Consider the following 15,601-nt stretch of genomic DNA (forward strand, 5'->3'; position numbering starts at 1 on the left):
AGACAGGGAACTAAAAAAATTTCAATAAGTAATTATTGGGCATTTCCTATAATGAGATGATATATAAAATTAGATACGCAATATAATTCGCTTAATCAGTGTCTAATAATGCATTGCCAAAAAATAACTAAGATTGAGAATTCAAAAGCTTATCCCTTAATGCCAACATATCATCGCTCACTTTTCTATCTAAGATCTTAGCGTAATGTTGCGTAGTCTTAAGAGATTTATGCCCCAACATTTTACTGACCGATTCAATTGGTACTCCATTAGAAAGCGTAACCGTGGTAGCAAAAGTATGACGCGCCAAGTGAAAGGTTAGATTTTTATTGATTTTACACAAATCTGCTATTTCCTTTAAATAGGCATTCATCTTTTGATTGCTTAACACGGGCAATAGAACATGGTTTTTTTGAACTTCTGAATCTTCAGCGTATTTTGCGAGTATGGCCTCAGCAGTCGGTAGGATCGGGATATTACTTCGTGTGTCTGTTTTAGAGCGATTTATTTTTATCCACTTTCCGCCATCAATACCAATTACCACATTGTTTGAAGAGAGCTTTTTTACATCCGAGTAGGCTAATCCCGTAAAACAGCAAAAAATAAAAATATCCTTAACCTGATCTAATCTTTCCGTATGCAGTTCCTTTTCGACCATAGCCTGAATTTCTCCCACTGTAAGAAATTCTCTATCAACTATTTTGAGTCTCGCTTTCCAATTAGTAAAGGGATCTTTAGTTATCCAATCGTTAGCGTATGCAATGCGGATTATTTTTTTAAAATTGGTAATATATTTTATGGCTGTGTTATGTGCGCAATTTCGCGTTGTTTTGAGGTAATATTCCAAGCCTGAAATAAACTTGTGGTCAACATCACTAACTGGAACGTCCTTTACATGATATTCCATTATGATATATTCTTCAACGTGCTTTCTGGCAGTTTTATAACGCTCTGCAGTACCAGCGGCAAAATCCTTTCCGATTAAGCTTTCTACTTTATCATTGTGCTCTTGAAAGATTTCCAATAGCATTTTATGGGTCTTATCCTTACCGAGATAACTATTTTTAATTCTTTTTGCTGTAATCAGGTCTCCATTTTCAGTCAAGTCCTCTTGAATTCTGTAGATTTTGTTCTGTATAGCGTTCATATACCTATTCAATTCTCGAGCTTCAGACGACGTACCTTTAATTTTTCCTGCAACAGAACTCCATTTTTCTAGTAATACTTTTCGCTTAATGCTAAACTCACTTCGTTTCCCATTTACGGTAATTCGTGCGTAAATAGGAGCATTACTGTACTTATCGACATCATTACCCCGAGGATAAAATATTATGGAAAAGCTTGATTGCATAGGTGCGTACTTTTTATTTACATTAAATGTACTAAAAAAGCCCACAACAATAAAATGTTTAACATCTGCAAAGTGCTGTTTAACAGTGTTTCAAGGCTCATTCGGTGCGTAAAATGAAATGGTAAAAATACGCACCGAATGCCGCACCTTTTATTTGATATTGGATGATTTTGTTTGATATTGAAGAAAATGAAAAAACCCGCTAAACATTGTGTTTAGCGGGTTTTAGTGAGATTTGATGATCTCTAAGCGGAGAAAGAGGGATTCGAACCCCCGGAGGTGTGACCCTCAACAGTTTTCAAGACTGCCGCATTCGACCACTCTGCCATTTCTCCAGTGGTATGCGTGCTCTAAGCGTTTTGCTTAAGAGACTGCAAATATAAAAAGCTTTTTCAAATAACCTATTCCTTTTTTGAAGTTTTTATAAATCAAATGACATTAGCATTCCTCTCTATAAAATAATCTATATTAATGTTTTATAAGTCAGTGTTTTGAAATTGTTTTTTATGTTGCGCATGGTATAATTTTAACATTCAAATAACCTAAATAAAATTGCTGAATTTGATATTCTTTGTTTTATTGTCTGCTTATTATTTGCAAAAAACAGCAATCGATAGCTAAGAGTTGAAAAATACAAATTTAAAAAGCTCACCATTAAATAGTTAAAATTTTTTTTTCGTTGTGCGTAAAAAGTTATCCTCTTTTGTTTTTTTTGGCCTAAATCAAATTGATAAATCTTTTATTGATTATTTAAATATGGTTATAGGATTGTTTTTCTTATTCTCTTTAGTCTCTGAAAATTAATTGCTTACCGAATTCTAAGCAAACTACCCCAAATACTAATTAGGTCTTATGCTCTTGATAAAGGCCAGATACTTTTGAACCAATTAAGGTTTTCTATTTAAAGGAAAACCGACTAAAAAATAATTTTTAATAAAAGAAAATTAAAGAAATCATGAAAGTTACAACGAAAATTATTGCGATACTTTTAGTGTCAATCTTGGTAAGTTGCTCCTCAGATGATGACAGTAGTGAACCAGAACTGGAATACAATTTGGAACAGATTCAAGGAAAGTGGCTTAGAGTAGGAGGAAACAATCCTTCAAATAATGGGATGATTGTTAATGTGATAAATGATCAAGCATTAATCGTGGAACCGGCTGAATCCGGATTCCCAGTGGATCAAGTTAAATGGAAGGATATTCTAGCCCAAGACGAAACACACTATAGATATGGGGAACTGGGAAGTAATTATGAATATTATCCGTCTTCCATAAGATTTGGAGTCGATGATACACTCCGAGTATCAGTAGATGCCCAACCAGGTGACGGTTATATACAAAAATGGGTGCGTCAATAAATCTTTTTCAAGTTTTTTAAATTATAGCCAAATGAGTAGCGATAAGAAGTTCAAACTTTTTATCGCTACTTTTGCATTTAATACTAATTCATTTTGCTAGATGTCTTCTAATACTATTGAAAAACTAAAGTGGCGGTACGCAACAAAAAGGTTTGATTCCTCAAGAATTCTTTCTGATGAAAAGCTGAATATTTTAAAGGAAACTTTTAATCTAACCGCAACGTCATTCGGACTTCAGCCATTAAAACTGGTAATTATAAACAAGGCGGAATTAAAGGAGAAATTAATGCCGTTCACGTTCAATCAGACACAAGTTCGGGATGCATCCCATGTTTTTATCTTGTGTATAGAAAGAAAAATAAATAAGGAGTTTATTATAGATCACTTCAAGAGGGTGGAAGGAACCCGCAATACGCCACGTGATATCCTGGAGCCATTTGAAAAAGACCTTATCGCTTCCTTCACTGAAAAAGATGCGGGAGAAATCCGCGATTGGATGATCAACCAACTCTACTTAACCCTTGGAGCGCTGCTAACCGTATGTGCTGTTGAAAAAATAGATGCCTGCCCCATGGAAGGTTTTCAGCCTGAAAAGTATGATGAGTTTCTCGGCCTTGATAAAAAAGGATTAGCGTCTGTAATCGTTTTGCCAGTAGGTTATCGCGACGAATCGGATTTCTTTATAAATATGAAAAAAGTGCGTCGCGGGGTGGATGAACTCATTATAGATCTGGACTGATCTTTTTGATTTAAAATCCGTTCTGCCAATCTGTCCAAAAATTAATATTTCATTAAAACTCTTTCTTAAAGGTTTCATATATCTCTTCCTATAAGTACTTTTTTAAGAAGCAAACTCTTGTTTTGGTATTTAAATTGTTGATAAATAGACATTTGCTTTTTATTAAAAAGCTAGCCTTTGTTATGAAATAATTACGGACAGTAACTTTAATATTTTATAAAATGAAAACAATAGTCTTTGCGCTCGCAGTTGCTTTATGTTTATCAAGCTGCCATGCACAAGAAAAAAAAGGAGATGCGGATAACAGCACCGCAATGAAAACTCAGACCGAAATTCAAAAGGAGTCCCACGGTACCCGGAAAGTGAACAAGGAAGTGGACGAAAATGGAAACCTTGTTCGTTATGACTCTATTTATAATTATTCCTATGGGGATATTAATGGGAAGCAGGTTTCACCTGAAAAGACTGACAGTTTAATGGCATCTTTCCAAAAATATATGCAAGATAGAATGCCCGGGTTTTCACAGGAAATGATGAATCCGCTTAAGAGTGATTCACTACACGCTGATTTCTACCAAAATGATTTTTTTCTGAATCATTGGGAAGATTTTTTCCCTGGCATGAAAAACCAGTTGAAAGAGATGGACTCCTTACATCAAGGATTTTTTCAACAGACTCAACCAGGACTTTTCCCACCGGAAGAAAAGAAGAATTAGTCCAGTGCTAATTTGTAAAAAACTCAAATAATTAAAACCGCTCCTTTGTAGCGGTTTTTTTATGAGCGAAACTTTTCAAACAAAGCCACAACTCTTATCTTTGAAATCGAAGTTGAGAAATTGGGAATGGTTTTGAAATCAAAGCTAACCTCTAAACTTATAGACTCATCTACTTCATGCGAAGTTGAGAAGAGTTTTAAATTTGAAACGCATTTACCACTCGCAATAAAAATAATAATAAAAAATAAAGAATAAACCATGCCCGGATTTGAAATTTTTGGCGCCGAAGAGCGTAAACAAGTAAACGAAGTATTGGAAACAGGTGTGTTGATGCGCTATGGTTTTGACGGAATGCGAAATAACCACTGGAAAGCAAAGGAATTTGAAACCGCTTTTGCCAAACGTATGGACGCCGAACATTGCCAATTGGTCTCCAGTGGAACGGCTGCTTTGACTGTTGCGCTCGCCGCTGCAGGCATTGGAGCAGGAGATGAGGTCATTATGCCAACCTTTACTTTTGTAGCGACCTTTGAATCTATTTTGGCTTTGGGTGCCGTTCCTATTTTAGTTGATATTGACGATAGTTTAACCCTAGATCCAAAAGCAGTGGAAGCAGCTATTACCAAAAACACCAAATGTGTAATGCCAGTGCATATGTGTGGCTCTATGGCCGATTTAAGAGCGTTAAAAGCGATATGTGATAAGCATAACCTGATTCTTCTGGAAGATGCTTGTCAAGCAATTGGAGGAACTTATGAAGGAAAGGCTTTGGGAAGCTACGGCGATCTAGGCTGCTTCTCTTTTGATTATGTAAAAACAATTACTTGCGGTGAAGGTGGGGCTGTTTTAACCAACAATAAGAAGTACGCACTAAACGCGGATCATTATCAGGATCACGGCCACGACCACGTAGGCAAGGACCGTGGCGCTGAAACGCATCTTTTTTTGGGATATAATTTTAGGATCTCTGAATTGAATGCTGCCGTCGGGTTGGCGCAACTTGACAAGCTAGATGGAATCTTAAAAATGCAAAAAGAAAACTATACGATTCTTCGCGAAGCATTGGAAAACATCGATGGTGTTACCTTCCGAAGAGTTCCTAAAGGCGGTGAAGAGAATTATTCATTTTTAACTTTCTTCCTTCCTACCGAAGAATTGACTCAAAAGGCACATAAAGCTTTATCAGAAGCAGGTGTTGACGCTTGTTTCTATTGGTACACCAATAATTGGCATTACATCAATGGTTGGGAACACTTAAGAAATTTAAAATCTCTTGGAAATCTTTCTTCCGAAGTAAAAACCCAAATGCAGGATTTAAACAATACCGATTTTTCAAAAAGTGATGCCGTTATGGGAAGAACGCTTTCATCACTAATTAAAATTGGTTGGACTGAAAAGCAAGTGAAAGATAGGGCGGAGGCAATGAAAAAAGCCATTGTTTCTGTACTTAAATTCAAAAAATAAAACTAATTAAATGATCTTTTTACGAACGCATAATCTGTGATCGCTTAGAATACATTAAAAAAATGCAGCCGTTTATAAAAATGACTGCATTTATTAATTGGGGGTAACCTTTTTTTCCAAAACTGTACTTTCTGAAATATTAATTTTGGTTAACCGTTGAGGCATTGTTATTGCCCATTTGAGCCACGTTACTCATGTTTTGCATTCCATTTTGGTTTACTGTATTCATGTTTTCATTACCATTTTGCATCACGTTGCTCATGTTCATTTGTCCATCTTGATTCACCATAGAGGTGTTTTGACCTCCTGTTTGGAAGACATCACTTTCATTGGCAACGCCGCTTTGCATTACAGTGGAATTATGACCAAACCCGTTTTGCTCCACATCGCTAATATTACCATTACCACTTTGATTGACCGAAGAGGTTTCTCCAGCTCCTTTTTGAAGGTCGCGGGCTTCGTTGTCATTACCATTTTGTGAGGTGGAAGAAACGTGGTTATTTCCTTGTTGCTCTGTTCTTACAAAATTGTTGCTGCCAATTTGATTCTGTGACACCAAAGAGTTGTTGGTCCCATTTCCAAATTGTGATGTCTGTACAACATAGGCTTTGTTCAGGTTACCGCTTTGGGTTTGTGTGGCTTGATTTCCACTTCCACCATCAAAATCAGCTCCTTGTATTACATCAGCTAAATTTTCATTACCAGATTGTGTTTGTGAAGAAATCTGGCTAGCACCTCTTTGTCTTGCCATCGCCATATTTTCGTTTCCGTTCTGTACCTGTGTTGCGGTAGAACTGCTAAGTTCATCATCCTGATCAATATTTGCATTGTTCAAATCACCTGTTTGTGTTTGTGATGCAGTATTGTCAAAATTGGCGTTTGCAAAACTGGTATGCTGCGTGGCATTGGCCATATTTTCATTTCCGCTTTGTATCTGTGAAAGTGAATTGTTATCGCCTTGTTGGTCTGCATTGGCTACGTTGTCATTACCAGACTGATCTTGAGTGGCAGTTGAATTTGTTGTTTGAATAAACTGCTGAGCCTGTGCGCTATTGTTATTACCATTTTGAGTTTGCGTAATCTCATTATCAAATGTTGATATTCCACCGCCAGAACCCTGAATCGCATTGGCGTTATTTTCGTTCCCAGTTTGGTTTTGGATAATAATATTTCTAGCAGCACCGGTATTTTGATTCGCATTGGCCACATTGTCATTTCCAGATTGGTCTTGATCAATTAGGTTACCGCTTCCTGTACTAAAAAAGCTACCACCACCTTGTGTTCCAATAGCCATGTTATTGTTACCAGATTGGTTTTGATCTATGGTGTTATCTACGCTTTTTGTGGTTTGAGTAAAGAAACCGAAATCTCTAAAACTTCCCTGCTTGGCGTTGGCAGTATTTTCGTTCCCATTTTGGGTTTGAGTTACACTGTTGTCATCTCCAATGGTATTTACTGTTGCTTGGTTGCTTACGCCCGCTTGTGAGACAGTTGCACTGTTGTTATCGGAATCTGGTTGGGAAAAACCCATTACTCCTTGGTTAACAGTGGCAAGGTTTGTTTCACCGCTATGCGATACATCGGAATTATTTCCATCTCCTTTTTGGCTAATAGCTGCTGAGTTGTTAGGCTCTATATTGCCAGCGCTTCCGCTTTGTGAAATTACCGATCCGTTTCCGTTGCCGTTCTGTGCAACATCCGATAGGTTAGACGAACCATCTTGAGTTATTCCAGAGTTGTTCATATCACCTAATTGGTCGACCATCGAAATGTTGTCGTCACCGCGTTGGGTAATATAAGAATCGTTCATGGTACCATTCTGTACAACTGTCGCTTCATTATTGGCATTTTCTCCGACTCTTCCGTCGAATTGGCGGATGGTTGATGCATTTGCAGCACCTAATTGATCTGTATCTGCCTGATTGCTGTTGCCATCTTGTTTTACGTTGCTATTGTTATCATCACCTTCCTGTCTCACGGCAACATTATTGAAGGTTCCGTCTTGGTCCACTTTTGCAATGTTGTCACTATCATTTACCGAAAAGCCTTGATCTATTTTTGATTTATTGTCCGCCCCATTCTGTTCTATACGTGTATCATTGTCACGACCCAACTGGTCTATCTCTGAATCATTGCGCACCCCATCTTGGTTCACTTTTACAAAGCCACGGAATCTGTTCTGTTCCACATCGCTTTTATTTTCTGTACCGTTTTGGGTAATAAAAGCATCGTGCTGTTTGTCGTTCTGCAAAACCTTAGAGTCGTTGCGTGTACCTGTTTGAGTAACCTTGGTAGTCAGATCCTGTCCAACCATATCGCTGTCGGTCTGATCTACGTCGCTCTGGTTCTCTAAACCAGTTTGGTTAACTGTTGCTTTTAAGTCGTTTCCCTGTTGGTTAACGTCGCTGTTGTTCTGTTGTGCGAACATCATTGCTCCACACATAAGTGCCGCGGCACTCAAAATCACTTTTTTCATAGAATAAAATTTAGTTATTAAATAATTCTTTCTTGGCATTTCTTAACATGCAATAGCTGTGAATGCCAAAATTTCACAACCAAGATTTCTAAACATATCTAAAGTGAAACCATTGAATTTCACCCTAAAAAGTTTAGATGTTATCGATGAATAGAAATTTGGTAAAAATGGATGCCACAAGGCACCTAATTCTTACCTGTAAAAAGGCGAGCGTTTTTATTAGAGGAAATCTTCCATGGAGGTTGGAATTTTGATTCCACTGATATATTTACGATAGATGATGGTGTCAGGTTTTGAAGGCACAATTTTTGGAGATCAGCTTTGTGATATATGTAAGAAAACACCTGTTAATGCTTTTTTTCAGAAGACTTTTAAGCATAAAAAAACCGTTCAACTACAAGATGAACGGTTAATTGACGATAAGTTAATATTATGTTAAAGAAGCATAATTCTTCTAAATGTTATCCTCAATTCAATAACTGACGTATTCCATAATCTCCAAACCATAACCAATCATGCCAACGCGTTTGGTTTGTTCACTATTGGAAATAAGACGTATTTTATGAATTCCTACATCGTGTAGAATTTGAGCGCCAATTCCAAAATCCTTGGCATCCATGTCTATACGAGGAGCCTTGGCGATTTCATTCGGGGTTTGATTTTCCTTTAATTCTTTTAAACGGCTCAATAGGTTTAAGGATTGGCTTTGTTGGTTTACAAAGACAAGCGCCCCTTTCCCGTCGCTATTAATTACATTGAACATATCATCCAACTTTTGTTCCGCGTTATTGGTAAGGGTTCCAAGAATATCCCCATTGACCAAGGTAGCATTTACGCGAACCAAAACTGGCTCGTTTTCCTTCCAAGTGCCTTTGGTAAGTGCTATATGAATTTGGTCGTTGGTAGTTTGCTTGTAGGCTCGGAGTCTAAAGTCTCCGAATTTAGTATTAATTTTGAAGTCTTCTTTCTTTTCAATCAAAGAATCGTGCTCCATTCTATATTTCACTAAATCTTCAATGGAAATCAGCTTTAAATCGAATTTCTTTGCAACTGCCATCAATTGCGGAAGCCGTGCCATAGTTCCATCTTCGTTTAGAATTTCAACAAGAATCCCGGCTGGTTTTAATCCAGCGAGACGAGCTAGGTCTATTGCAGCTTCAGTATGGCCAGTTCTCCTTAAAACCCCGCCTTCTTTGGCGCGTAAAGGAAAAATATGTCCTGGTCTTCCCAAATCTGAAGCTTTGGTTTCTTCGTTAACAAGAGCCTTAATGGTTTTAGAGCGATCGTGTACAGAAATTCCCGTGGTACAACCGTGGCCTATCAAATCTACCGAAACCGTAAATTGGGTGTGGTGTAATACGGTGTTGTTTTCCACCATCATGTTTAAATCTAATGCGTTGCAACGATCTTCTGTTAAAGGGGCACAGATTAAACCTCTCCCGTGAGTAGCCATAAAATTTATCATTTCAGGAGTGACCATCTCGGCAGCGGCAATAAAATCGCCTTCGTTTTCACGATTTTCGTCATCAACTACAATAATCATCTTTCCATTGCGGATGTCTTCAATGGCTTCTTCTATAGTGTTCAAGTGAACGGAATTTTCTTTCGGTGTAGAAATCATAACTTTTTTAATGTGGTGCAAAGATATAAAATGTAGAACTGTAATTGGTTAAAAGAAGGTTTGGATTGTTGCTGTGCTAATTGGTAGAAGGAACTTAGAATATTTAAATTTTTATAGTTTTTTTATTTTATAAATACCTAAATCAAATTACTTTTCTTGGTTGTATCAATAGAGTGGAGAAAAAATTTAATATATCAATTTCAATTCTTCCTTCATTTTTTTTATGTGGTTTAAGTAGAGGAAGACATAGATTATGGGACCAAGCAACATAAAAACTATCCAAGATCCAGTTTCCTGTTCTTTTCCTAGAATTTTATAAAATTTTGAACTACTTAAAAGTGACTTAAAAACTAAGATATAGAATACAATTAAAGAAATGATCTGAGCTATTTGAAATATGAGTTTAAGTTTTTCGGAGAATGTTATATCAATATTATTAAAAAGGATCATTCCTATTAGGCAACTAATAGAAATAAAATATGCCACTAATCCTTTTTTAGAAAAACTTGATGCTTCTTTAAAACTTTGTAAGGCTGCCGTATACTTTTTATTTTCAAAATTATCACTCATTTTGAGCTCTAATTCAGAGTATCCTTTCAACTTTAATTGTTGTAAGGCCGCTTTTCTTACTTCTTCTGAGTAACCGTATTGCCGATAATTTTTAACAATGTCTTTAAGTTGCGTATCTGTTCTAGATAAGATTAATGCTTTTTCTTGCTGTGTAAGTAAAATAGCTTTTTCCTCATCTAAAATCACCTCTTCGGCGGTTTTTTTTCCAAATAACCTTCCAATTCGCTGCATAAAAGAGTCAAAATCAATAATTCCTTGATCAGTTGTTGCCCTGTAAGTGAGCCATATACTTAACGGAAGCATAATTCCGGTGCTGAGCCAAGTTGCAATAAACGGATGCAAAGTACCATCTTCAGCACTGTTTTTCGCAAAAATTCCGATAAAGTGATAGGTTAAAAACAGTAAAATAGCTACAACCATAGGTAAGCCCATTCCTCCTTTCCTAATTATGGCGCCCAAAGGTGCCCCTACAAAAAAGAGAATAATGCAGGCAACTCCAAGCGCGTATTTTTCATGAAGCGCTATTTCCGTCTTGTTAAGCCGTTTGGTTTTTCCTTTAAACTCAACCTTTTTAGCGTCGATAGTTTGGATTGTGCCCTTGGCGTTATTGAGGGCAAGCTTTACAATTTGGATTTTGTGGGTAGGATTGTAAATATCCAAAATAGTTTTTATAGCTGTTGGCCTTGCCGTATCACTAATTTTGTTTTCATTAAACTTCTCCACGCCACTTCGGTAATACATGTTTTTGGTATAGGAAGCAATATCATTGGAAAAACTTTTGGAAAGCGAATCTATTTCAACGCGCAACTCACTGATATTATACATATTCTGGTTGTCCAGATTGTTGTCTTTATCAACATCCTTATTGTTGAGTTCAGTAAGATCGATATTGATAGAATATTCATCAAAATAACTCTTCGCGAAGGGTTCGTTTTTTTGTTTTGCCGGATTTTTAGTTTGGATATCTTCGTAATAATTCCCTTGTTTCAAAATTAATGAAAGGGTATTACTGCCTTTTTCACTGGCAATTTCACCATTATCCGCAATGATAACGGTATAGTTTCCATTGGGTTTGGATTCGTTTTTCTTATGAATCACCACATCTTCTAAAAATTGGCCACGATCGCCGGTCTTTTTTTCGACTTTAATATTGAAGCCGTCGTCAATTTGGCTAAACTGTCCCTCGGCAATAAACATTGCGGGCTGAAATTGTGAAATATTCCTACGTAAATTTTGCCATTTATATTCGGAATAGGGGATTACGTTATTTGCGAAAAAGAAAGCGGTAATGGAAAGTAAAACGATAAAGATCATTACACTTCCCATGGCTCTTTGTAGCGAAATACCGGTGGATTTCATTGCGGCAAACTCATACTTTTCAGCAAAACTTCCGAAAACCATCAAGGAGGTAACCAGAATTGTAAGTGGTAAAACCAGTGGGATTAGACGGGGGGAGACGTACCAAAGAAATTTAAGAATGATCCAAACGTCCAAATCCTTTCCTGCAAGTTCTGAAATGTAGAGCCAGATAGTCTGCAGGACAAATATGAACATTAAAATAATGAAGACGCTTAAAAACGTCTTCAAATAAGTGACCAATATGTACCTATCCAGTATTTTCAATTGCCTGTGCTTACAGCCTGTTTAAGTAATAACCATCTTTTTTATACTTGGCCTCGTCAAAAGTAAACAAGGTTTTTGACACGGGTTGATTTGTTTTGAACGAATTCACGGTAAGCGTATATTTTGTGCCTTTTGAATCCGTCTGGATCAACTTGTAAATATGTTTGGTCTGTACATCAACCCCTAAGAGAATGTCTTTTATTTCGGCTTTGGAATCAATCGGGATCAGTTTTATAAACTGGATTTTTCTCCCCTTTACATTTTGCTCGATATCCATTTTATAAGTATAGCCTTTTTCGTAAAAAGTGAGCATTTTTGAGGGAGTGATATCTTTATCATCCTTGGGATTATATGCTGAAATGGTCACCTCTTCGTCTTCTGGGACAATTGTATAAATGTTTTTGCCATCAAAAATCCGTGTGGTTCCTAACATATTCAACACGTATTTATCACCTTGAAGGGTGACATCGCCACGAGTTTCTTGGTTTACGTTTTCTTTGGAATTGTTTAGGTTATATTTAAAGTCGATTGTAATATTATCGTAGCTTTTTACTTTATTAGAAACTTCGTTCAGCAAAGATTTTGCGTCTTGAGCCTGTGTGAAAGTGGAAATAAAAAGAGCGATTAAAATTATACTGATGTTTTTCATCTTAATTTTTGTTTGTTTTATCCGTTTTTAATATTTGATAAATAGGAAAATAGAATGCCAAGCGTCTTCAGTTAGTGTGCTAATTATTTGTTGGCATTTCGTTTTCTAAAAGTTGGTTTAATGCATCAATTGTAGGAACTAAAACCTGCCGTGCTTTGCTGCCCTCAAAAGGCCCAACAATGCCTGCCGCTTCCATTTGATCAATGATTCTTCCGGCTCGATTATACCCAAGCTTCAGTTTTCGTTGTAACAATGAAGCGGAACCTTGCTGCGCAATGACCAATACTTCTGCGGCGTCACGGAACAGTTTATCACGTTCCGCTATGTCATTATCAAGAGTTGTGCCACCTTCCTCACCAGTATATTCTGGAAGTAAATACGCATCTGGGAAAGCTTTTTGTGAGCCAATAAAATCGGTTATATCTGCAACTTCTGGCGTATCAACAAAAGCACATTGAAGTCGAGTCAATTCATTTCCTTGGGTATAAAGCATATCCCCTCGACCAATAAGTTGATCTGCACCCGAATTGTCCAGAATAGTGCGTGAGTCAATTTTACTGGTTACCCTAAATGCTATACGCGCGGGGAAGTTAGCCTTTATGATCCCTGTAATTACGTTTACCGATGGACGCTGGGTAGCAACTATTAAGTGGATTCCGATGGCACGAGCCAGTTGTGCCAAACGGGCGATAGGGGTTTCAACCTCCTTGCCGGCAGTCATAATTAAATCGGCAAATTCATCTATCACTAAAATAATATAAGGTAAAAATCGGTGTCCTTCCTCAGGGTTTAGCTTTCTATTTTTGAACTTCGTATTGTATTCTTTTATGTTACGGACCATGGCGTCTTTCAGCAAGTCGTAACGCGCATCCATTTCAATACAAAGTGAATTTAATGTATTGATAACCTTATTGGTATCAGTAATGATGGCTTCTTCTGAATCCGGAAGTTTAGCCAAATAATGACGTTCAATTTTGTTGAAAAGTGTCAATTCCACCTTTTTTGGATCTACCAAAACAAATTTTACTTCCGCGGGATGCTTTTTGTATAAAAGCGAAGTTAGGACAGCGTTTAAACCAACGGATTTCCCTTGTCCCGTAGCTCCAGCCATAAGCATATGCGGCATTTTAGCCAGATCTACTACAAAAGTCTCGTTGCTGATGGTTTTCCCGAATGCTATGGGTAGTTCCATTTCTGCATTTTGAAATTTTGCCGAACCAATCACCGATCGCATGGAAACAATTTTTGGGTTTTTGTTGGGAACTTCTATACCGATCGTACCGCGCCCGGGAATTGGGGCAATGATACGAATACCCAAAGCAGAAAGTGAAAGTGCAATATCGTCTTCTAAGTTTTTGATTTTTGAAATCCGAACTCCGGCATCAGGTACAATTTCATAAAGTGTCACGGTTGGCCCAACAGTAGCTTTAATGTTTGCAATACCAATTTTATAATTGTTAAGTGTTTCAACAATACGATTTTTATTTTCCTCTAGCTCTTCTTGATCAATGGTGATTCCCGCGCCAATGGTATGATCGCGCAATAACTCTATACTTGGGAATTTATATTTGCTCAGCTCTAATCTAGGATCGAATTCTCCATAATCCTTTACCAGTTTGTCACTTAAATTCTCTACCTCTTCCTCATCGGCAGTTTGCTCTACTTCCATAGCAACATCTCCTTCCACATCCGATTTAAGAATTATTTTTTCAACAGAAGGTGGGGGAGTGCTTTTTTTCTCTTCTACTTTAGCCTTTGGTCTCTCTTCCTTTATTTCTTGATTGCTATCAAAATTTGTTTCAGTTATGGGCTTTTTGTTGGTTTCGGCTTCATCTTGCTTTCTTGAATCGAATTCGGCGGCAATTTGTTTCTTCGATTTTTTAACTGCATTAATCGCCATTTCGGGCGTAAGCTTTAAACGAACCACTAAGTAAAAGATTAAAACAAAAGTCATCACCAGTATAGTTCCAACTAATCCTATGTAATCCTGCATAAAATCGTTGGACTCAAAACCAATAATACCGCTGAAAATGGTGAACTTTTCTCCGAAGAAACCAAAAAATACTGAGATCCAAAGCATCAATAACAATCCCCAAAACCAATATTTTGTCAACTGCTTTTTTGTATAATCGAAGAAATAGTAAATGCCAGACATGATCACTAAAAACCCAAAAATAAAAGCAGAGACCCCGAAGCCGTTATAGATAAAAAAATGGCCAACATTGGCTCCAAATTTATTGAGCCAGTTTTCGGTTTGTAATTTCCGCTCTGTAAAATTCCCTAATTGACTTTGGTCGCTTTGCCATGTAAAGAAGTATGACACAAAGGAAAAAACCAATGCAAGACCCATCAAAAACAAAAAGCTACCCAAAAGTATCTTCTGTTGTTTGGACAACGAAAAACTAATTTTTTTACGCGGAGTTTTTGAGGTTGTTTTCTTTTTCTTAGCCATTAATTATGGGAACAATTGTCTTTACGGCAAAAATACAAATATCAATGCGTAAAATTTCAAATTACAAAAAACAAATTTTAATTAATAGTATAGCGGTTGCAGCTACGTACTTTAATGCAATATATTTCACGAATATAACAGACTTTTAGTCCGTTACTTATCATTAAGCTACTTTATTACAAAGAATGGAGTCTAATCTTTAAAATAGAATATTACAAAATTAAAACTTCGGAATATAGATAATGCATCCAATAACTATAGCCGTGATTGCTGCAAAGAAAACGGCTCCAGCTGCTACGTCTTTAATAAAACCTATTTTATTGTGAAAGTCAGGGTGAACGAAATCTGCAATTTCCTCAGCAACTGTGTTCATCCCTTCAATACTTAACACTAGGCCGATAGCAAAAATTTGAAACATCCATTCGGTTGTAGAGATTTCAAAATAAAAGCCAGCAAAAATCATAATAATGGAAATAACGGCCTGAACTTGGATACTAGCTTCATGCCGCAATAATAGTAAAGCACCTTTAAAGGCGTAAACAGTGCCCTTAAGGCGCTTTCCTAAAAAAGTATTCATCAT

At 36.9% G+C, this 15,601-nt stretch carries 11 protein-coding genes and 1 tRNA gene; 4 read left to right on the forward strand and 8 right to left on the reverse strand.

The annotated features are described in order from the left end of the window. Window positions 1-127: 127 nt before the first annotated feature. Complete coding sequence (locus tag G440_RS0111810) at window positions 128-1,351, reverse strand: site-specific integrase (RefSeq protein WP_026451498.1); 1,224 nt, start codon at window positions 1,349-1,351, stop codon at window positions 128-130. A gap of 250 nt (window positions 1,352-1,601) precedes the next feature. Continuing rightward, window positions 1,602-1,686 (reverse strand) — tRNA-Ser (locus tag G440_RS0111815). A 620-nt stretch (window positions 1,687-2,306) separates the two neighbouring features. On the opposite strand from G440_RS0111815, the gene G440_RS0111820 reads away from it, so the two are divergent. The 4 genes from G440_RS0111820 (at window position 2,307) to G440_RS0111840 (ending at window position 5,630) form a co-directional block, all read left to right on the forward strand. Beyond that, window positions 2,307-2,711, forward strand: coding sequence for a hypothetical protein (locus G440_RS0111820; protein ID WP_026451499.1), 405 nt, complete (start codon window positions 2,307-2,309; stop codon window positions 2,709-2,711). A 100-nt stretch (window positions 2,712-2,811) separates the two neighbouring features. Next, on the forward strand, window positions 2,812-3,450 hold the full coding sequence (locus G440_RS0111825; RefSeq protein ID WP_026451500.1) for an NAD(P)H-dependent oxidoreductase: 639 nt from the start codon (window positions 2,812-2,814) through the stop codon (window positions 3,448-3,450). Window positions 3,451-3,671: 221 nt separating this feature from the next. Further along, on the forward strand, window positions 3,672-4,166 hold the full coding sequence (locus G440_RS0111830) for a hypothetical protein (protein ID WP_026451501.1): 495 nt from the start codon (window positions 3,672-3,674) through the stop codon (window positions 4,164-4,166). Between the two features lie 258 nt (window positions 4,167-4,424). Continuing rightward, entirely contained in the window at window positions 4,425-5,630 is a 1,206-nt protein-coding gene (locus tag G440_RS0111840) for a DegT/DnrJ/EryC1/StrS family aminotransferase (protein ID WP_026451503.1), read from the forward strand. Between the two features lie 139 nt (window positions 5,631-5,769). On the opposite strand, the gene G440_RS0111845 is transcribed toward G440_RS0111840, so the two are convergent. From G440_RS0111845 to G440_RS0111880, 6 genes are all read right to left on the reverse strand, one after another. After that, a complete protein-coding gene (locus tag G440_RS0111845) occupies window positions 5,770-8,106 on the reverse strand; it encodes a hypothetical protein (protein ID WP_169718960.1) in 2,337 nt (778 codons plus the stop codon). 472 nt (window positions 8,107-8,578) lie between these two features. Beyond that, complete coding sequence (gene ribB / locus G440_RS0111855) at window positions 8,579-9,727, reverse strand: 3,4-dihydroxy-2-butanone-4-phosphate synthase (protein ID WP_026451505.1); 1,149 nt, start codon at window positions 9,725-9,727, stop codon at window positions 8,579-8,581. A 186-nt stretch (window positions 9,728-9,913) separates the two neighbouring features. After that, the gene (locus tag G440_RS0111860) at window positions 9,914-11,920 is read right to left on the reverse strand and encodes an LptF/LptG family permease (protein ID WP_342663966.1); all 2,007 of its coding nucleotides are present in this window, start codon (window positions 11,918-11,920) and stop codon (window positions 9,914-9,916) included. A gap of 10 nt (window positions 11,921-11,930) precedes the next feature. Next, a complete protein-coding gene (gene lolA1 / locus G440_RS0111865; protein WP_026451507.1) occupies window positions 11,931-12,569 on the reverse strand; it encodes an outer membrane lipoprotein periplasmic chaperone LolA1 in 639 nt (212 codons plus the stop codon). 79 nt (window positions 12,570-12,648) lie between these two features. Then, window positions 12,649-15,021, reverse strand: coding sequence for an FtsK/SpoIIIE family DNA translocase (locus G440_RS0111870; protein WP_026451508.1), 2,373 nt, complete (start codon window positions 15,019-15,021; stop codon window positions 12,649-12,651). 220 nt (window positions 15,022-15,241) lie between these two features. Further along, window positions 15,242-15,601, reverse strand: coding sequence for a diacylglycerol kinase (locus G440_RS0111880; protein ID WP_026451509.1), 360 nt, complete (start codon window positions 15,599-15,601; stop codon window positions 15,242-15,244).

The organism is Aequorivita capsosiphonis DSM 23843, assembly GCF_000429125.1.
GTDB classification, from domain to species: Bacteria; Bacteroidota; Bacteroidia; order Flavobacteriales; family Flavobacteriaceae; genus Aequorivita; species Aequorivita capsosiphonis.